Below are 21,168 nucleotides of genomic sequence, written 5' to 3' on the forward strand. Positions count from 1 at the left end.
AACATGGCAAAAATTAAAATGAAAACAAAAAAAGCAATTGCTAAACGTGTTAAAGTTACTAAAACTGGTCAATTAAAACGTGCATCTGCTTATACAAGTCACTTATCTTTAAATAAGTCAACTAAACAAAAACGTCAATTGAGAAAAGGTGGATTAGTTCACAAAACTGATATCGATAGACTAAAGAGAGGATTACCTTACTCAGGGTAATTTATAGGAGGATCAAATGCGTGTAAAAGGCGGACCAATTAGAGCTCAAAAGAGAAAAAGAACTCTTAAAAAAGCAAAAGGATACTTTGGAGCAAAAAGTAAATTATACAAAAAAGCTCATGAACAAGTTATTCGTTCAGAAGCTTATGCTTTTGCTGATCGTAAAAAATTAAAATCTGATTACCGTAAATTGTGAATTACAAGAATTAGTGCAGCATGTAAACAACATGGCATTTCTTATTCAAAATTTATTTCAGGTTTAAACAAAGCTAATGTTGAACTAAATCGTAAAATGATTTCTGAAATGGCAATTAATAGTCCAGAAACATTTGCTGAATTAGTAAAAATTGCAAAAGAAAATGTTGTTACTCCAAAAAATGACAACACAACTCTTTAATATTTTATTTAACTAAATAAAGTAATTAATCACCTCCTAATCTAACTTTAGATGGAGGTGATTTTTATTAATGACGTAATTTTAATTGGGGTTGCAACTACATCGACAAGTCAAATAAATACTGGTGATTTATGTTACCAGAAAATAGCGATTGAAGTACCTTATAGTTCAAAAGATAAAAGAACTGTTTTGATTAATTGTTTAGTGACACCAAAACTTTTAGAACGTTTTAAGAAACAAATAATGCCAGGTGATTCGATCGGGATTCAAGGATATCTATCGTTTGATGACGATAAAAATATTGTTGTAATAGCAGAAGATTGTACATCATTTAAAAAACAACCTAACTTATAGGTTGTTTTTCTATTTTGTAACTATGTACTTGTGGTATAAAATAAATACAATAAATTGGGGAACATCATGAAATCAAATCAATTGAGTAAAAATACTGATAATATAAAATCAGGAAAACTAATAATGAATTTTGATGTTGTTAAGCTTTACGAAATGCAAAGCAAATTAGATGGTTACATTATTGTTAATCATAATGTTAAAGAACAGGAAACAATTAATGAACGTTGAATTGCTCTACTTGTTGAGTTAGGTGAACTTGCAAATGAAACAAGGTGCTTTAAGTATTGATCACTAAAATCAGCTAGCGAGAAAAATATTGTTTTGGAAGAATATGTTGATGGGGTTCATTTCATTTTGAGCATTGGGAACACAATTAAGCAATCAAGAATTCTGCCAAATATAAATGAAGTTAAAATTAATCCAACTAAAAAGGAATTAACAAATAAATTTGCTGAATTATTTACATGCATTACTGATTCAATGAATAAAACAGATATTTTTACGCATAATGAAGTATTCGCTAAATTTTTGGAACTAGGGTTAATGTTAGGATTTTCAAGTGATGATATTTATAATGCATACCTTAACAAAAACCAAATTAATTTCGCACGACAAGATAATAAATATTAATAATCACATTAGTTGACAATTTTATTTTCAGTAGTTAAAATCTAATTCCAATCTAAAAATAAGAGGGGAGTTGGAATGAAAATAACTCAAGTATTACATAAATATTTACCAATTATTACGTCAATTTTATTTCTAGGAATAGTAGCAGAATCAGTAATAATCCTTAATTATTATTTTACGCACCGTAATTTAGATTTAGGAACTAAATCAATTACTATCGAATTAGATGCCAATGACGGAACAAAATTTCAAGAAAATTTTCAAACAGAAGATGGATTGTTAGGTGATATAGTTCACGACCACGGAATTATTTCCGGGGCGCAGCCAGTTACTGCTCCATCAGAACAGGTTCTTTTTCAATTTGCATCATATACTGCAGGAATATATGTCACTGCAATGGCTGAATTTGATAGTAAAACTCAAACTTATCAATGAGATGCACCGCAGAACCACGAAGCAATATTATACTATCAATGAGATAATCAAAAAAAAGTGTGAGTTCAACCTAATTTAGGAGTAAGTGATTGACATATTCATAATGGTGATATCTATAAATTTGATATTGAAAAATTCTAACAATAAATATAGATGGAAAGAATGTCAAAAACATTAAAAAATTAGAATATTTTTAGGAACTTTATTAATATTTAGTGGAGTTATTTCAGTAAGTATTGCTGATAAAAATACTAAAAAATTAAATGAACAACTTACATCCTTTGATCTGAGTTTTAATTTAGAAAAGCATTCAAATAATTTAACTAACAATTTAATTAACGATAAAGTTATAGAATATCAATTTTCACTAAACTTAAATGTTGCAATTCAAAAACTAAGTTCTAAAAATGAATCAGTTAATATGTGAAATGTTATGTCTTTGCAAAGTGACAAGTTTCAATTTTCGAATGTCCGAGGCTTTACTAATAAATTAGTTAAACTATTTGTTCCGATATCAAAGGAATAAATAGATACAACAAATATTGATTTTGAGTCATTTTCAAATATAGACACAAAAGATTGCGGGATTGGCCCAAGTATCAGAATTACTACACCATATGAATGTCATTCATGACTAGATGGTTTAAATCCTACAATACATGTAAACAATGTCTTTTGATTCAATGTATTTGATTAAAGACAATTTAGTATTAATATATATATAAACTATGATTTCAAAAGCTAAAAAGAAAATAAATCTTGACGATTTATATTATCACACATCACCATTTAAGGCTATTTTGAAATTATCAATTCCCGTAATGATAACTCAATTCATTTTGGGAATTTTTACTTTTATTAACTTGTTATTTATGTCACTTGTGATTAAGGGAGCACCAAATGCAAATGTAATTAGTATTTTTGTGCCACTATATACAGTTTTGATGAGTTCCATATGAATGTTCACTAGTGGTTCAACCGCTAGAATGTCATTTTATTTAGGAAAAGGTCAGTACGAACAAGTTAAAAAAATTTTTAATTGCGTAACGATAAATGTCCTGGGGTTGAATAGTCTTTTCATAATAATCGGTTTAGCTTGCGCTTATCCAATCTTTCTATTATTAGCTAGCGGGGCAACAAATATTGCTAATTATGCCTGAGATTTCTTTTGACCAACTGCACTAAGTATGCCATTTTTAGCTATTGGATATTTATGAGGAATTAGTTTTAGAAACATGGGTAACCAAAAAGTTTATGTCACATTAAACGTAATTATGTTGGTAAGTAATGTTTTGGCTCAAATTATTATGTGAAAAACATTAAATACAGATAGTAAGGATTTGCAATACACAATGATCGGAATATGTAATTTAATTTCTGCGATCGTCATTTGCGCTGCAGCTTATGTTTGTTATTTATTAAACAAACGTTGAAATCCTGACACTCCATTATCTTTAGAGAAAAAGTACATGTTTAATAATTGGTCAATTACAAAAGAAATCATGAAAATTGGTTCGCCGGCTATAGTACTAAATTTTGGGGTGACGATGATTGGGTTTTTAACTAATTTAGTTTTTCACTTTGTCCCTATCCATCCTGATCAATACATATGAAAGTCAGGAACTGTGGATAGTAATTTGAAAGTACATTATTGGCAATTACTTTTTGGCGCTGGTTATCCGATTTGGACAATGTTAATTAACCCGATTAATGGAATTATTATTTCCGGACGTGTTGTTGCTATTTATAATTATGGAAAGGCCGATTTTACTCGTGTTAAGCAATCATTTCGAGCAACAGTTTTAATTCTTGCAGTTTATATGGTTCTTGTCGAAGTTATTTTAATTTCCGCTAGTCAATATATAGCAAGAGATCTATACAACATAAGAAATAATATGCAAATTAATTTTAATGGTAATGATTATATCTTACCAAAGGCTAATGATAATTCGCACGCCGTTATGATGATTATTGGTATGTTATATTGATTGAATGCTTTTACGGTATCACTATCAATCTTATGACAGGCTAGAAATAAACCAATTCAAGCAAATTTATGTGTTTTGAATCGGAATGTACTGGTAGAATTATCTCTTGTTCTAGTCTTTGGTGAGTTAGCTAAAGTAACAAACAATTACTGAATATTTTGAGCATCATATCCAATAATGGATGTAATAGGGGTGTGCGTAGGATATTTCTTATATCATTACGGAATGAAATCAATTAAATCTGAATTAAATTTAGTAAATTTACGGAAAAAAATAAAAATTTAATTTTAAATAGGAAAGATTCTAAAAAAATAGGAAAATATAAGTAATGCTAAGTGGGGAATTATGTTAGAACAATTTAATAAACATGCCGAAGATATCTTAAATAAAATTAAAGTAGCTTGTGCTGATCCAAACAATACAATTGATGATTTACAACAAATTTTTAATAAATATTTTGGGGTAAATAGTGAATTAAAACAAAAGTATACTACTAAATTAAAAGAATTGAATCCAGAAGAAAAAAAAATACTAGGTCAAGCGATTAATTCATTAACAAAAGAATCCGAATCGTTAATTAAAGAACGTCAAAAATTTTTGGAAGAACAAAAATTTCTACTTTCACTCGAGAAAGAGAAAATTGATATTACTTTAGAAGCGAAAAAAATGAATCACGGTTCAATTCACCCTATTAATTTGGTCCTTTATAAAATTCATGACATTTTTAAACAATTAGGTTACACAGTTATCGATGGTAAAGAGGTTGAAACTGATCTTTTTAATTTTGAAAAATTAAACATTCCTAAAGGTCACCCAGCTCGCGAAATGCAAGATAGTTTTTTCATTGACGAAGAAAATTTGCTTAGAACTCATTGTACTAATGCAACAGCGCATGTTTTAACAGAAGCTAAAAAGAATATGCCAGTGCGAGTTGTAAGTACTGGAAATGTTTATCGTAAAGATGATGATGATGCAACTCATTCACATCAATTTACTCAAATTGATGTCGTTAATTTAGGTCAAGGGATTACATTAGCTAATTTAAAATGAACATTAGAGTTTTTTGCTAAAGAAATGTTTGGCGAAAAAACTCAAATTAGAATGCGACCAAGTTTTTTCCCATTCACAGAACCAAGTATGGAAGTTGATGTTACATGTGTGCATTGTAAGGGTAGAGGTTGTGCTATTTGCAAAAAAACAGGTTGAATTGAAATTTTAGGAGCTGGAATGTTACATCCAAACGTTTTAGAATTATGTGGTCATGACTCTAAAGTAATTCAAGGTTTTGCCTTCGGAATTGGTGCTGAACGTATTGCGATGCTAAAATACCATGTTAGTGATATTCGTTATTTTTATAACAACGATATTCGTTTTTTGAAACAATTCAAAAAATTTTAGGGGAAATTTATGTATTTAAGTAGAAAAGAGTTAAGTAAATATATTGCAAGAATTGATTCGGTTTCTGATGAAAAAATTGCTAATGCGTTAATTGATATAGGATTTGAAGTTGAAACGATGTGTAATTACGCAAGGTCAAATAGTAATTTAGTTGTTGGCGAAATTTTATCATGTGATAAGCACCCCGATTCAATAAAATTGAATATTTGCAAAGTGAATATAGGCGATGACAAACCAAGAACAATTGTTTGTGGAGCAAACAATGTCCGTAATGGTATTAAAGTTATTGTTGCTTTACCTGGAGCTTACTTATCATTTCAAAATATAAAAATCGACGTTGCAGAATTGCGTGGAGTCGTTTCTGAAGGTATGATTTGTTCATTAAGTGAATTAGGAATAAATGACAAAGTTTTTCCTGATGAAGAAAAATCTGGAATTTACATTTTACCAGATGACGCGACACCAGGTAATAAAGCACCTTTAACTTACATTGGTTACAATGATACCTTTTTTGATTTATCAATAACTTCAAATCGTAATGATTGTAATAGTATTTATTATTTATGTCGCGAATTGGCACACAAATTAGATCACAAATTTTTACCGCTTGAATTATTTGAATTTGAAAAAAGCAATAATAAAAAATTAGAACTAGAAATTTCAACAGACAAATGTTGGGCTTTTAGTTATGCTATTTTAGATGGGGTTAAAGTAGCACCATCTCCAAAATGATTAAGAAATTATTTAATATCACACGGAGTTAATGTTGTTAATAACATTGTAGATCTAACTAATTACGTTCTTATCGAATTGGGGCAACCAATGCATGCTTACGATTATGATGTTGTTGGTAATAAATTAAATGTTTATGAAAACAAACATCATGTAAAAATAGAAACTTTAAATAATAAGGAATTATCAGCTGAAAAAAAAGTAGTCGTTGGCAGTGATGATAATATTTTTTCATTTGCAGGAATTATTGGTGCTAAGAAGGGATCAATCAACAATCAAACTAGAAGTATAATATTGGAAGCTGCGATTTGAGATTATAAATATATTCGTACTACAACAACTAAATTAGGGTGAAATACGAAATCATCACAATTATTTTCTAAACCTTTATCATGAAACAATTTGCAAAATGCTATTTTACTTTTTATTAAAATTTGTCGCGAAAATAATTGAATTGAAAACACATCAACAATTTACACATATAATGATTTACCAAAAATCGTTAATGAAATTAATTTTAATGTATGTGAAGTTGAAAAATTATTAGGTTTATCGATTAATGCTAAGGAAATTAAGAAAATTTTAACAAGCATAGGGTTTACAATTAATAATTTTGTGGAAAATAATTTTTCAGTATTACCACCAGCAAATCGTTTAGATATTCTAAGAAAAGAAGATGTTATTGAAGAATTACTTCGTTTCTATGGTTTAGATAATATTCGTTCAATTCCACCATGTCAAGTAACTTGTCCTTTTGAAAATGATCAACTAATTGAATGAGAAAGAAGTATTACTAATTCATTAACCAGTTTAGGTTTTAACCAAGTAAAAACTTATTCATTAACTGATGTTGATTCTGCAATGAATAATAATTATTTTGAAAATCCAAAATTGATTAAAATTGCAAATCCATTAAGTCAAGAACGTGAATATATGAAAACAACATTATTAAATTCAATGCTGGATGTGATTCAATACAATGTCTCAAGAAAACAAGAACACGTTACATTATTCGAAATCGCTAAAGTATACTCGGATTATAAAAATTTAAGTATTAATAACCGTTTATGTATTGCATCAACGTACACACTTTTTGGAGATATTTACACAAAAGACAAAATCAATTCAGATTTTTATTCGTTTAAAATGATTATTCAAAATATATTGTCTCTTGAAAGTTTTGACATATCGCATATCACATATCGCAATATCGAAAATGATACATATCATTTGTTTCATCCGGTTCAAAAAGCTGCAATATATTTTAAAGATACATTTATTGGAGTGTTGGGCAAGGTGAATCCAAAAATTAAGAAACAAATTAAGTGTCAACATGATATTATTATGGCCGAACTAAACTTAACTAAGTTGAATAAAATTAATCGTCGTCCGTCACAATTTAAAGAAATATCAAAATTCCCAATCGTGAAACGAGATTTTTCGTTTCTCTTAGATAAAGAAATTACCGCTCAAAGAATAGAAAATACAATTGAAGAAGCAATAAACAAATTAATTGATACAGCTGGTAAAATTCTAAACTACAGCATTAACATTTTTGATGTTTATGAAGGCGAGAAAATTAAGGAAAACAAAAAATCAGTAGCTATTGAAGTATTAATTTCAACCAAAGAACAAATTTCAGATGCAGAAATTAAAAAACTTGAAGAAATTATAAATGACTATTGCTCAGAAAGACTAGAAAGTAAATTAAGAATATATGGATAAGGATATTGCTCAAACTAAATCGAGGCTAGACAAAAAAGAACATCGTTTTATTCATACTCCAGTTTTTAAAGCTATTTTACAAATTAGTATTCCAGGTTTGATTATGATGTTTGCATTTGCATTATATAGTGTTGTTGACGTTATTATTAGTTTATATTTTGGAACGATAAATTCTAATGATCCATCACAAGTTTTGACAGCTGTAGATATTCGTTCAGCAATTTCTTCAACGCAAAGTATTAATACAATGTGCTTTGCGTTGATTGGATGTTTGGCAATCGGTTCAGCTACACGAATTCCAATTTTGTTGGGTAAAAAAGATAATAATTTAAAGCCATTTATTGGTACAAGCATTTCATCATTATTCTTTTGTTCAATATTAGTGATTGCTATTTTTTCACCATTGAGTGAATCATTAATTAATTCACAAATTGTTCATAGTAGTCAACCAGGAAATGCTAATTTAGAAACTGTCCGAAAATATGCATGATGATATATCAACATTTTTATTTGAGGAATCCCTTTATATGCTTTTAGCTTTTATTCAGGTTCACTTTTAAGAAATGAAGGTTTTATCTATATTTCTATTGTTGCTAATATTGTTTCAAATATTTTAAATGGAATAGGGGACTTTATTTTCTTAAAGTATTTTCACTGATCTTTGATTGGTTCGGCTGTATCAACAGATATTTCTTGATTAATTTCTTTACTGATTATGTATAGTTATGTCTTGTATCGTCGTAACGAAGTCGTATTTTTATCAGCATTTAGATTTCTAAAAATTCGTTGATCTTATGTTGCAGTTATTATTCTAATGGGATTATCCACATTAATTAGAAATTCTGGAATGTCTTTTAATGCATATCTTGTTAATATATTTTTAAACCATCTACCAGCTCCGCCGAAATATGCCAATAGTGCAATGTTTCACGGTTTTTACTTATCATTATTTGGAGCAATTGGTCAAATTATTATGATAACTGTTATGCCTTTGTTTGGTGTTATTCAATCCTCTTCTAGTTTTATTGGATATAACTTTGGAAGAAAGGAATATAAACGAATAAGAAAAGCGATTTGATCCATCCTAATCGTTGCTTCCATGTATTTGGTGTTCATTGAATTAATTATTATGATTTTTCCAAATGTTTTTTTGAATTTATTTGAAGGAGATATTAGCGGGATTCCTAACTTTAATGAATATCAAAATATGTACCATAGTGTTGGAGATATTATTTTACGTGTTATTTTTTCACTATTCCCATTATTAGGAATTCAAATTATGGCACAAGCAATTTTACAGAGTTTAAATAAACCAATTCAAAGTATTATTGCAGCATCATTACGTTCATTTATTGTGTTTATACCTGTTTCAGTTATTTTATATTTAATTGAAACTCATATTACGGTTACTGGAAATTGATGATTACTATTTTTCTTTTCTTGAACTATCACAGATATTATTTCATCTTTTGTTTCCTTTTTTATGGGAAGAAAGATTTATCATAATCTAGAGAGCATAAAAATTATTGGAATAGACAAACAAAAAATTGCTATTTCAACAGATTAAAAAAACACTTTTTTTGATTTGTATTTTTTGCTAAAATAAATAGTGCCCTTATGTAAAAATAAGATTATAAAGGAGATAAAATGGCTGTTCCATTTAGAAAAACGAGTAAGAGTAAAAAAGGTAAAAGAAGATCGCATCAAGCATTAACAGCACCAACATTAGCAAAATGTTCAAATTGCGGTGCCATGATTAAACCACATAGAGTGTGCCCTGAATGTGGATTCTATAATGGTAAAAAAGTTGCTTAATTAAGTAAAATACTAATTTGCTACTAATTTAATATAATTTTATTACTAATGCCTCCGCTAGGGGGTATTTTTATTTCAATATATTTTTCGTAAATATTAATTAATATTTCATAATAAAAATGGTTATTATGCCAAATCAAATTTCTAATTTTCAACACTATTCAATTTTGCTACCAGAAATAACGGAACAACTTTCTATAAAACCACACGGAATTTATTTAGATGGAACGTTAGGTTTAGGTGGACATAGTTTGGAAATTTTAAAACGATTAAATAACCAGGGTTTATTGATTGCTTTTGACCTTGACAAAAAAGCTATTGAAATGGCAACTAATAAATTTAGAGTGGCTGGTTATGATAATTTTAAGATTATTAATGATAACTACGCTAATGTAAAAGCACAACTAGACAAATTAGAAATAACTAGTTTAGATGGTGTGCTTGTTGATCTCGGAGTTTCTAGTATGCAATTAGATGATGGTTCGCGAGGGTTTTCATATCATCAAGATGCAAAACTTGATATGCGAATGAATCAAGATAGTAATTTATCTGCTTATGAAGTGGTGAATGAATATGATGAAAATTCACTTAGTCGAATTTTTTGGTTGTATGGTGAAGAAACTTTTGCAAAACGCATCGCTGCCATGATTGTAAGAAGTAGAGTAAATAAACCAATTGAAACAACTTTTGAACTTGTTGAGATTATTAAGTCTGCATTTCCAAAAAAAGTTCTTTATACAATGGAAAAACATCCAGCTCGAAAAGTTTTTCAAGCAATTCGCATCGAAGTTAATCAAGAATTAAAATCGTTAGAAAAATTTTTAAATGACATTCTAGATTTTTTAAAACCGACTGCAAAACTTTGTGTAATAACTTTTCACTCACTTGAAGATCGAATAGTTAAACAATTTTTTGTTGATAAAACGTCATCAAATTTACCAAGTAAATTACCAATTAAAGCAAAAGATATCAAAATCAACTATGAGTTGATTACAAAAAAACCAATCTTGCCTAGTGAACAAGAATTACAAGAAAATAGTCGAAGTCGCTCAGCAAAATTAAGAATTATTCAAAAAAAATAAGGGGAACAAAATGAATTATGTATACGCAGGGTTAGAAATAGGAAATACAAGCTTACGTTTTATTGTGAGTGAAATTATCCACGATAAAGTAAATATTTTGTATAAGAAAGTTGTTCCTGGAATATTTTTGAAAAATCATTTAGTTGTTGATCCAAAAACAATCGGGAAAATGGTGGACGAGTTTGTCGATGATGCAAATTTCTTGTTAAAAATGAATATATCTAAAGTTTTATTAGTTTTACCTTCTTTTGGTTTAACTATTAATAAAATTTCAAGAGGGATTAACTTACAAGAACCAAAAACAATTACATTCTCAGATATTAACGCGTTAAAAATGGATATTATGATTGAAAAATCGAATAATGAAAAACTATCTCCGATTGAAATTATTTCAACTTCATATTCAGTTGACGACAAAGAAACAACTTTTAAACCAATTGGTCAAAGAGCTTTTAAATCTTTAAAATTAGAAGGTTATTTATATTCAATTAACAAAAAAGTTTATGAGAATTATTTACAAATTTTTGTAAAAACAAAATCTAAAATTTTAGATGTAGTTATTGATGCATTCGCATGACAAGAGGAAGTTTTTAAATCTGTAGCTGATAAAGAAAATGCAGTTATAGTTGACTATGGTCACAAAAAGACATTGGTAATGGTTTATTCTCACCAATTCCTAAGTTCTATCGATGCGTTACCGTTTGGTGTTAATAACATTGATAAAGATGTTAATTATGTTGTCGATTGTGATAATTTTGCAAAAATAGAAGAATTGCGTAAAACTTGTGTTAAATTAAACGACCAACCAGCAGAAGAACCGTTCATCATTAAGCAAAAATGTTTTCCATTAGCACCAAATAAAATTGTTGATTTCACATCTAATGAATTAAATGTTGTTGCAAAAGCAAGAATTATTGAATCATTTGAAAAAATTTACAAAACAGCTTTAGAGAGAACAGAAGGAAATTTATCAACAATTCATCTAGTAGGAGGAGGAGCTAGTCTGCACGGGTTAGAAGAATTCCTACATGGTTATATGCATTTAGATGAAATTGTAATCTACAATTCAAATACAATTAATGCTAAAAATCCCTCTTTATGAAATGTTTTAGGAGCGATTAAGTATAAACACCATTCTAATACAGAAGAATCAAAAAGAGAAACATCACTTAAAAATAATTTTAGTTACACTTTAAAGAAAAATGTTGTTTTTCCGAGAGTATTTAGTGAAATGTCAAAATCAATTAACAAAAAATTATTCAATAAGGGGGCACAATAAAAATATAAAATCATATTTTAACATTAATAAAATATTAAATATAAAATAAAAGCAAATTTATTGGAAAAATATAAAAGGAGAAATTATGTACGGAAAAAAAGACATTGAATTTAATTCAACGCAAGCAAGTAACGGACAAGCTTGCATTAAAGTAATTGGTGTAGGTGGCGGTGGATGTAACGCTGTTAACCGCATGATTGTAGAAGGGATTTCAGGAGTAGAATTTTGAGTAGTTAATACTGATGCTCAAGTTTTAGCTGAATCAAAAGCTAAGAATAGAATTATTCTTGGAAAAGAATTGACAAAAGGATTAGGAGCTGGAGCCAACCCTAATACAGGAAGAGAAGCGTCAATTGAATCTGAGGAAGAAATAAGAGAAGCACTAAAAGGTGCAGATATGATTTTTATTGCAGCTGGAATGGGTGGAGGAACTGGTACAGGTTCAGCCCCAGTAATTGCTAAAATTGCCAAAGATTTAGGAGCTTTAACGATGGCTATCGTTACTCGTCCATTTACATTTGAAGGTACTACAAGAATGGCTAATGCTAATCAAGGATTACAAGAACTTAAAGAAAATGTAGATTCATTAATTGTAGTATCAAACGATAAATTATTGGAAGCGATTGGTAATATTCCATTAAAAAGCGCCTTCCAAGAAGCAGATAAAGTATTAAGACAAGGGGTACAAACAATTACAGATTTAATTGCCATCCCATCTTTAATTAATTTGGACTTTGCTGATGTTCGCACGATTATGCAAGATAAAGGTTACGCTTTAATCGGAATTGGAATGGAAAAAGGTGAAAACAAAGCTGAAGGTGCCGCATTAAAAGCAATTTCTTCACCATTGTTGGAAGCATCAATTACAGGAGCAAAAGATGCTATCGTTAACGTGACTGGTTCAGAATCAATGACATTGTTTGAAGCTAATGCGGCTGTTGAAGTAATTCGCGAGCATGCTGGTTCAGACATTAACATAATTTTTGGGGTTGCCATTAATGAAGAATTAGATGACCAAATGATCGTTACCGTTATTGCAACTGGTTTTGATGAAGAAGCGATTATTTATGCTGATCCAAATGCTATTGCACAACGTCGCACTGAGTGAAAGAAAAATTTGAAAGCAAGCGTATCAGACAAATTTAGAACTGAACAAGAATTATTAGCTTCAATGAAATATCAATCAAGTCAACGTAGCAGCAATACTGCAAGTAGTAAAATTGAAGTAGCACCACACTTAAGCCCAGCTTCTAGAAGTAGTGCAAGTCAATTATCTAGAACGATGAAACAAAATGTGTCAAATATCAGAATGGACAAAGTTTCATCAACACAAAATATAAGTATGAACGAAGAAGATGATATTCCAGCGTTCTTAAGAAAGAGATAAAATATGTTAAATTTATTTAGAAAAAATAACATTCATCAACAAGCAACAACATCAAAAAAACCAGATATCGTTTCTGGTATTCAACATGCTGTTCGTAAGTTAACAAAAGTACATGAAATTAAAACTTGTATTTTAAAAGACTATAGTCAAGTGACGAAAGTTGCTGATTATGTAAAAGAAGGTGAAAGTGTAATTGTTAATTTACACAACATTGAAGAAAATAAATTCTTTAGAGCAATCGACTTCTTAAGCGGAACTGTTTATGGTATTAATGGAAATATCGAAAAAATTGGTGAAAAAGGAACAAAAATTTACTTATTAACACCAAAATCAGTAATTTTAAGTGCTGAACTTAGAAAAACGCTAACAGTAAGTATTGATAACTTTAAATAAATAAAAAAATAAAATAGCTCAACTGAGCTATTTTTTTTATTCTTAAAAAGGGATTTACTATTTTTGCTTGATAAGATAAAAACATAAGGAAATTTTTATGTACTCAAAACAAAATAAAGTAGTTGCAACAGGGCTTTGGCTAAATATGATCGTCTTACCATGATTTTTCGGATGAATGATGGTACAAATGGTTGATTATTTTTATGATGGAATCCAACTAGATTTTATTGTCGCAACATTTGCAATTTTTCTAGGAATATTAATGTTTGGGATGTTTGTTTGAACATCAGTAATTATTTTGACTGATCACGAAGTCGGTGTTCTATACACAGTATTGTCATTTTTCGTTAATATTTTTAGTTTCATTTTATTTATTGCATGTTATGTGGTGGGATCAAGAAAAGAAAATAAAATTAATGAGTTAAATAATTAAAAAATAATTTTTAAAATTCATTATTCTTTTCATCTTGATAAGATAAAAACATAAGAAAGGAAAACGTATGTACACAAAGAGAAATAAAGTAGTTGCTGTAGGATTATGGCTAAATATAATATTCATACCATGATTATGTGCATTTTCAATAGCATTAACTGTAGAACTATTTAACGGGGACTTAAGTGCAAGTTCAAATATTTTTTGAGGAATATTTACTATATTCATAAGTTTCATTACTCTTTTGATGTTAATTTGAACAATTGTTATATTAGCGACAGATCAAGAAATTCTGGTTTGATATACCGTCTTAACGTTTTTTGCAAACTTTATTAGTTTTATTTTATTTATTATTTGCTATATTGTAGGAACGAATCAAACAACCAAACCTGTCGTTACTCGGGTATCAACTTTTAACCCAACTTCTTAAAATAATAAAAATAGCTCCGAAGAGCTATTTTTATTATTAATTATTCATTAACACAAACTTTTTGACGATCAGATTGTTCTTCTATTGTTTGACCGATCAAAATTAAGATAAAACCTAAAATAGAGCAGCAAAAGAAACTTAATACTAAATACCCTGTAGAAACACTTTTGTTTTTACCTAATATATATACTTCAAATACCCATATCTGTATAAAATACTTTGTACATTATATGATGTTTACGATATTTTAGTCAATCATTTTTAAAATATTGTAACTACATTCTATTTATGTTTTGTATAATACAACTATTATGAAAAAAGCATTAATTGGAATTGGTTTGTTGGTTGTTATTACAACAATCATCATTGTTGTAGTTGTATTAAATAATCAAACAGGATCATCATCTGGTTCTGGTTGTCATGGGCATCAGTGTTAGCATGGATAATAAAGATTTAATGGAACAATGATCAAAACTTTTTCAAGATAAGAGAAGTTTTGAAAATTTTACAAATAATTTAACAAATGAGCAAAGAACTATGTTTGTTAATTTATTAACTAGTGAACTGGCTCAATATATTAATGATGTGCATAATTTTAGCGATAATGTTTTAATTTCATTCTTGGTTAAAAACTTAAAAATTGATGAAGTCGAAATTAAAAAAGATTATCGCGATAATTATGAAAAATACTTAACAACTTTAGTTAAGAAATTAAAAGGATAATATGGAATTTAAAGATACGTTATTAATGCCTGTTACAGATTTTGAAATGCGTGCAAATTTAAATCAAAAGGAACCGGCAATTCAAGAAAAGTGGGAAAGTAAAAAAATTTATCACAAAGCATTGCAAAAAAATAAGTCTAATGAGCCTTATGTATTTTTGGATGGTCCGCCATACGCAAATGGTAGTATCCATATCGGACATGCCTTGAATAAGGTTTTGAAGGATATCAATGTTCGTTATAGAACGTTAAATAACATGTACACTCCGTTTGTTCTTGGTTGAGATACTCACGGATTACCAATTGAAAGTGCTATCGAAAAATCTGGAGTAAAACGTAAAGAAAAGACAGTCAATGAATTCCGCAATATTTGTAAGGAATATGCTCTTGACCAAATTAAAAATCAAAAAGAGCAATTTAAAAGATTAGGTTTATTCACAGACTATAGTGAAACGTATTTTACTCTTCAAAAAGAATATGAAATTGAACAAGTTAAATGTTTTTTTTCAATGTTAAAACGTGGACTTGTTTTCCGCGATTTAAAACCAGTTTATTGATCGTGAAGTTCAGAAAGTGCATTAGCAGAAGCTGAAATTGAATATCAAGAAAAAAATTCTCCATCTATTTATGTAACATTTGACATAAATCATAACGATATTTTACCTACTGGGACAAAAGCAATAATTTGAACAACAACACCATGAACGCTTCCTGCCAATCGCGCCATTTCTGTAAATCCGACATTTGATTATGTAGTAATTGAAACTAATAAGGGCTTATTTTTAATTTTAGATAATCTTCGTGAGAAATTAATATCAAAATTGAACTTTGAAGAAGTCAAAATTATTAAGAAATTAAAAGGGAAAGAACTGGAAAATTTAACATATACCCATTTTTTTAATAACGAAAAATACAAATTAATATTAGGAGAGCATGTTTCTGATATTGATGGAACTGGACTAGTACACACAGCTCCAGGACATGGGCAAGATGACTACATTGTTGGTAAAAAATATAATTTGGAAGTTGTTTCTGTTGTTAATGCTCAAGGAATTATGGAAAAGGCTGGCGAATTCGATGGTTTATTTTTAGATAAAGCTTCTCAGTCAATCATTGAAAAATTAGAGTCATTAGGTAATTTACTTTTTAAAGAAATAATTACTCACCAGTATCCGCATGATTGAAGAACTAAAAAACCAATTATTTTTAGAGCAACACAACAATGATTTATTACGATTAAAAATATTAAAAATAATATTATCAAAGATTTAGATGGAATCGTTAGTTATCCTGATTGAGGAAAATCAAGAATGCAAAATATGATTGCAAATCGTGGTGATTGATGTATTTCTCGTCAAAGAATTTGAGGTGTACCAATTCCAATAATTTATGATGCTAATCATGAACCAATTGTGAAGGATGATGTAATTCAACACCAAATAAATATGTTTATAAAACATGGTGTAGAAGCATGAGATAAATTACCTATTAAAGATCTTTTACCAGATAACTTTAATCAAAATATTGATGGATATACAAAAGAAAAAGATATTATGGATGTTTGATTTGATAGTGGGACAGCTTTCAATACATTACTAAGAAATTTTGACACAACAGTTGCTGATGTTTATATTGAAGGAAATGATCAATTTAGAGGTTGATTTAATTCTTCATTGATTATTTCATCAGCTGTTCATAATAAATCTCCATACAAAAAACTAGTTACTCATGGTTTCGTTTTAGATGAAAAGGGACATAAAATGTCTAAATCGAAAGGCAATGTGATTGATCCACTAAAAGTTATAAATCAATATGGTGCTGATGTATTACGTTTATGAGTTTCATCTGTTGACTACCAAGAAGATGTAAGAATCAGTGATAATTTATTAAAACAAGTCGCTGAAAGTTATAGAAAAATTCGTAACACAATTCGTTTTATGCTTGGAAATTTAAATAATTATCATCATAAAACTATTCAATTGAATGAAGTAGACCAATATATGATTCATTTAACAAATGAATTGATTTATGAAGTTAAGAATAGTTATGAAAATTATAAATATGAAAAAGTTTATCAGTTAATTAATAATTTTGTAATCAATGATTTAAGTGCTTTCTATTTAGACATTGCAAAAGACGTCGTTTATGTTCAACGAGAAAACGACCCAAGAAGACAACAAATTCTTTTTGTTTTCTATCACATTACAAATACTTTAATCACTTTGTTGGCACCAATCATTCCGCACACATGTGAAGAAGCATACTCATTTTTTAATAAATTAAATAAAAATGAGTCTGTAATGTTAGAAGAAATTAAACTATTAGATGTTTCTGTAAATATCAATGTTAATGAATGAAATAAAATATGAAAATTGAAAACAGATATATATCAAGAAATTGAAAAAGCTCGTCAAGATAAAATTATTGGAAAATCGTTAGAAGCTAAGATTGTTTTAAAATTAAAAAATGATTTTAAATTTTTTGAAACAATCTATTTGAAAGAAATTTTAATGGTTTCAAAATTAGAAATAAATAATGAGATTTCTAATAATTTAGTTGAAAAGGAATCTTGTTATGTTCAAGTAACTAAACATCCAGGCAAATCTTGTGAAAGATGCTGAAAATATTTTGAACAAGATGAAATGTTTGATGGAAAAATATGTATTAGCTGTCATAATGCAATAAAATAATACATATGATTAAAAACATTTGATTAAAACTAAAAAGAGTTTCTAATATTAATTCAGGAACGGCAAAAAATAAAATTTTTGCAATTTTGATTGCATCAATTTTTTTTTGAATCGATGTTTTATTTAAATACATTATTTCTGCTGACCAATCCGGCAAGTCATATCCGATTATTTCGCATTATTTCGCCATTAAATATACTGAAAATTATGGTTCCTCTTTTAGTTTATTTAGTGATATGCCATGATTGGTTGCTTTATTAAACGTTATTGCTTTAATTGTTCCATTGGCTGGTTTTATTTTTTCGACTAGATTTGCTATCAAAATTGGATTTGCTTTTATATTGTTGGGAGCTATTGATAATTTTGCTGATCGTGTAATTTTAGGATATGTAATTGATTACATTTCTGTTGAATTAGGAAGTTATACAATAGTGTTAAATGTTGCTGATTTAATGATTACATATGGCGTAATTCATGTTTTAGTTGTGTATGTATTTACATCTAATGCTAAAGATGTTGCAATGAATAAAGAAGAAGTGAAAGCAACTTTAGAAATTACGGATAATAATGAATAATAATGTAAAAGAATTATTTTATAACAATAATAATGCGCAAAGGATTGACAAATTTTTAGCAGAAGAATTAAAAGTTTCTCGTTCATATGTTCAAAAAATGATTGAAAAACAATTGGTTCTTGTTAATGACGAAATCATTAAATCTAACTATGTGTTAGAAAATAATGACGTTATTAAAATAGATGAATTATTTTTTATAAAGGACGAATCTTTAAAATATGTTCGCCCAAACGTGGAAATGAAACTAGACATCATTTATGAAGATGATTATTTAGTAATTATTAATAAACCGAATGACACAGTTGTTCATATAGCTCCAGGGCACACTGAAGACACGATCGTGAACGCTTTAAAACATCATTATGCTGATAAATTGGCTAACAATGAATCCATTCGCCCAGGAATTGTTCACCGTATAGACAAAGATACAACAGGGATAATTGTTGTTGCTAAAAACGATGAAATACTAACAAAACTTCAAGAACAATTCCAAAGTCATACAATTGTCCGCAAATATCATGCAATTGTTCACGGAAGAATTGAAAAGGATAAATTATTAATTGATTTGCCTATTAAACGCGATCAAAAAAACTATAAAAAAATGGTGATTGCTCAGGATGGTAAAAAAGCAAAAACAATTTTGAATGTTTTAGAACGTTACAAAAATTACACATATGTAGAATTAGAATTGATGACTGGAAGAACTCACCAAATTCGCGTTCACTTGAATTACTTAAAATATCCAATTGTTGGTGATAATATTTATGGATTATATTCTGATCGTAATTATGAGTATGGTCAATATCTAAATGCTTTTTATTTAGAATTTACGCATCCAATTACCAACGAAAGATTGAAATTTACTATCGATGATCCAATTGAATTTAAAGATAAATTAATCAGAATAAGCAATGAATAAATTAATTTAGTTAAAATACATAATGACTATAATAAAGAGGGGAAAATGCAAAAAGACAAACATATAAGTTGAGATGAATATTTTATGGGGATAGCGCAAATGTCAGCGCTAAGAAGTAAAGACCCACACACTAAAGTAGGGGCTTGCATTATAAGTAATCACGATAAAATCATTTTAGGAACAGGTTACAACGGGGCACCTCGTCGAATTGACGATAAAAATATTCCATGAGAAACTCGCGTTGATAAACATGTTAATCAAACTAAATATCCATATGTAGTTCATGCAGAACAAAACGCCATCATTAATTCATGAGGAAGAAATACTGCTAAATCTCATGCTTATGTGACGTTATTTCCTTGTTCAACATGTACTAAATTATTATTACAAATTGGAATTGAAGAATTAATTTATCTACACAACCCATACGAAAAAGAAGATGACATTAAAGCTTCAACTAAATTATTAAAGGAAGCTGGAATTAAAATTCGTCAATATACACCTGAACATATTAATTTATTATCTAATGATAACTACCCAACTTACAAATAACGATATTAATTTACTTTATAAGTTTTATTAACATAATGTATCGCATCTTCGATGCGATTTTTTATAGTTTCTCTAACTATTTTTTCAATTTCCTGTTTTGGTCGCTTACTTCTTATTAAATGATCGATAAATGGTTTAATATTTTTTTCAAAATTTGCACCAATTGTTAAATCAAAATTATATTTTCTACTAATTTCTTGAATAATATCTAAATACTTAGCGCGAGCAAAAATACTTGCACACATTACTGAGATATATTCTTGATCTGCCTTTTCTATTAATTTAATTTCGCTATTATAAGATGATAAATTTTCAATATTTTCAATTTGAATTTTATGACTTGTAAATTTATCAATAACAACGTTGTGATTAATATCACGATTAATACATGCTTGTTTAATTAGTAATTCATAGTGATAACACATAACTTCATTTAAGTTAGAACCCTTTTCACGAGCATTGTGTAATTCAGATGGAGAAGCAAATGAATAAAGTATATTTTTTTGTTGGATTAATTTTGAAATTTGTTCTCTTAATTGAATAATTTTCATGTCTGTTAATTTTTTTGAATCATTAATACCGAAATCAGTTAATTTTTGAAAATCACTTTGTTGGACAGTAACTGAGCAAAAAACTACAGAACCAAAGTCTTCACCTTTACCTGATTCATCCATTCCAACATAATTTTCTTCTTCTAATTCAAAATCTAAAATTTTTTGAGGTTTTGGTTTATGGATAATAGCATTTTTTTCATTATGGAATTCTGGCACAAATTTTGGATTAATTTCTTTAATTATCGAAAGTACTTCTGTTTTTATAGTTTTTCCTTTTCCTTGAACATCTAATCTTTTAGGTTCCTCGTATCAAAAAATAGAATAACCATTTCGCTTTAAGTATTTGGCATTATTTTTTATTTCGAATGGATTAGAAATAAATCATTTTTCTAAATCATTTAGTTGTTGCTTTGTAAAATTTATTTTTCAGTAAGTATCATTTAAAATATCTATTATTATTTTCATCAA

General features: G+C 28.3%; 22 protein-coding genes. 21 read left to right on the forward strand and 1 reads right to left on the reverse strand.

Features of this window, described 5'->3' with window-relative positions; genetic code table 4:
- Positions 1-3: 3 nt before the first annotated feature.
- The 21 genes from rpmI (at position 4) to ASO20_RS02495 (ending at position 20,146) form a co-directional block, all read left to right on the forward strand.
- The gene (gene rpmI / locus ASO20_RS02390) at positions 4-210 is read left to right on the forward strand and encodes a 50S ribosomal protein L35 (protein ID WP_157061712.1); all 207 of its coding nucleotides are present in this window, start codon (positions 4-6) and stop codon (positions 208-210) included.
- Positions 211-226: 16 nt separating this feature from the next.
- A complete protein-coding gene (rplT, locus tag ASO20_RS02395) occupies positions 227-607 on the forward strand; it encodes a 50S ribosomal protein L20 (RefSeq protein ID WP_085056365.1) in 381 nt (126 codons plus the stop codon).
- Positions 608-658: 51 nt separating this feature from the next.
- A complete protein-coding gene (locus tag ASO20_RS02400) occupies positions 659-961 on the forward strand; it encodes an OB-fold nucleic acid binding domain-containing protein (protein WP_085056366.1) in 303 nt (100 codons plus the stop codon).
- 66 nt (positions 962-1,027) lie between these two features.
- Positions 1,028-1,591: a dUTP diphosphatase gene (locus ASO20_RS02405; RefSeq protein ID WP_085056367.1), complete on the forward strand. Its 564-nt coding sequence runs from the start codon at positions 1,028-1,030 to the stop codon at positions 1,589-1,591.
- A gap of 75 nt (positions 1,592-1,666) precedes the next feature.
- A complete protein-coding gene (locus ASO20_RS02410) occupies positions 1,667-2,167 on the forward strand; it encodes a hypothetical protein (protein WP_085056368.1) in 501 nt (166 codons plus the stop codon).
- A gap of 587 nt (positions 2,168-2,754) precedes the next feature.
- Complete coding sequence (locus ASO20_RS02420; RefSeq protein WP_085056370.1) at positions 2,755-4,299, forward strand: MATE family efflux transporter; 1,545 nt, start codon at positions 2,755-2,757, stop codon at positions 4,297-4,299.
- Positions 4,300-4,359: 60 nt separating this feature from the next.
- Entirely contained in the window at positions 4,360-5,412 is a 1,053-nt protein-coding gene (gene pheS / locus ASO20_RS02425; RefSeq protein ID WP_085056371.1) for a phenylalanine--tRNA ligase subunit alpha, read from the forward strand.
- Positions 5,413-5,421: 9 nt separating this feature from the next.
- Positions 5,422-7,869: a phenylalanine--tRNA ligase subunit beta gene (pheT, locus tag ASO20_RS02430; protein ID WP_085056372.1), complete on the forward strand. Its 2,448-nt coding sequence runs from the start codon at positions 5,422-5,424 to the stop codon at positions 7,867-7,869.
- The gene (locus ASO20_RS02435) at positions 7,862-9,436 is read left to right on the forward strand and encodes an MATE family efflux transporter (RefSeq protein ID WP_085056373.1); all 1,575 of its coding nucleotides are present in this window, start codon (positions 7,862-7,864) and stop codon (positions 9,434-9,436) included. The genes pheT and ASO20_RS02435 overlap by 8 nt, the downstream gene beginning before the upstream one ends.
- 80 nt (positions 9,437-9,516) lie before the next feature.
- Positions 9,517-9,684 (forward strand): 50S ribosomal protein L32, encoded by a 168-nt coding sequence (rpmF, locus tag ASO20_RS02440; protein WP_085056374.1) that lies wholly within the window; start codon positions 9,517-9,519, stop codon positions 9,682-9,684.
- A 128-nt stretch (positions 9,685-9,812) separates the two neighbouring features.
- A complete protein-coding gene (gene rsmH / locus ASO20_RS02445) occupies positions 9,813-10,766 on the forward strand; it encodes a 16S rRNA (cytosine(1402)-N(4))-methyltransferase RsmH (protein WP_085056375.1) in 954 nt (317 codons plus the stop codon).
- Between the two features lie 10 nt (positions 10,767-10,776).
- A complete protein-coding gene (locus ASO20_RS02450; RefSeq protein WP_085056376.1) occupies positions 10,777-12,045 on the forward strand; it encodes a hypothetical protein in 1,269 nt (422 codons plus the stop codon).
- Positions 12,046-12,130: 85 nt separating this feature from the next.
- On the forward strand, positions 12,131-13,432 hold the full coding sequence (gene ftsZ, locus ASO20_RS02455; RefSeq protein ID WP_085056377.1) for a cell division protein FtsZ: 1,302 nt from the start codon (positions 12,131-12,133) through the stop codon (positions 13,430-13,432).
- Between the two features lie 3 nt (positions 13,433-13,435).
- Positions 13,436-13,825, forward strand: a complete 390-nt coding sequence (locus tag ASO20_RS02460; protein WP_085056378.1) for a cell division protein SepF — start codon at positions 13,436-13,438, stop codon at positions 13,823-13,825.
- Between the two features lie 97 nt (positions 13,826-13,922).
- The gene (locus tag ASO20_RS02465) at positions 13,923-14,258 is read left to right on the forward strand and encodes a hypothetical protein (RefSeq protein ID WP_085056379.1); all 336 of its coding nucleotides are present in this window, start codon (positions 13,923-13,925) and stop codon (positions 14,256-14,258) included.
- A 741-nt stretch (positions 14,259-14,999) separates the two neighbouring features.
- Positions 15,000-15,125: a hypothetical protein gene (locus tag ASO20_RS03135; protein WP_257720214.1), complete on the forward strand. Its 126-nt coding sequence runs from the start codon at positions 15,000-15,002 to the stop codon at positions 15,123-15,125.
- 1 nt (position 15,126) lies between these two features.
- Positions 15,127-15,411: a hypothetical protein gene (locus ASO20_RS02475; protein ID WP_085056381.1), complete on the forward strand. Its 285-nt coding sequence runs from the start codon at positions 15,127-15,129 to the stop codon at positions 15,409-15,411.
- A gap of 1 nt (position 15,412) precedes the next feature.
- On the forward strand, positions 15,413-18,100 hold the full coding sequence (gene ileS, locus ASO20_RS02480; RefSeq protein ID WP_085056382.1) for an isoleucine--tRNA ligase: 2,688 nt from the start codon (positions 15,413-15,415) through the stop codon (positions 18,098-18,100).
- Between the two features lie 5 nt (positions 18,101-18,105).
- Positions 18,106-18,675, forward strand: a complete 570-nt coding sequence (gene lspA / locus ASO20_RS02485; RefSeq protein WP_085056383.1) for a signal peptidase II — start codon at positions 18,106-18,108, stop codon at positions 18,673-18,675.
- The gene (locus tag ASO20_RS02490) at positions 18,668-19,594 is read left to right on the forward strand and encodes an RluA family pseudouridine synthase (protein ID WP_085056384.1); all 927 of its coding nucleotides are present in this window, start codon (positions 18,668-18,670) and stop codon (positions 19,592-19,594) included. The genes lspA and ASO20_RS02490 overlap by 8 nt, the downstream gene beginning before the upstream one ends.
- Before the next feature lie 45 nt (positions 19,595-19,639).
- Positions 19,640-20,146 carry a deoxycytidylate deaminase gene (locus ASO20_RS02495; protein ID WP_085056385.1) on the forward strand — a complete coding sequence of 169 codons (507 nt, stop codon included), beginning with the start codon at positions 19,640-19,642 and terminating at the stop codon, positions 20,144-20,146.
- 5 nt (positions 20,147-20,151) lie between these two features.
- Here the strand turns inward: ASO20_RS02495 and ASO20_RS02500 are convergent, their stop codons facing one another.
- A complete protein-coding gene (locus tag ASO20_RS02500; protein WP_085056386.1) occupies positions 20,152-21,165 on the reverse strand; it encodes a hypothetical protein in 1,014 nt (337 codons plus the stop codon).
- Positions 21,166-21,168: the final 3 nt, after the last annotated feature.

Origin of the sequence: Mycoplasma sp. (ex Biomphalaria glabrata), assembly GCF_001484045.1 — a bacterium.
GTDB lineage: Bacteria > Bacillota_I > Bacilli_A > Mycoplasmatales.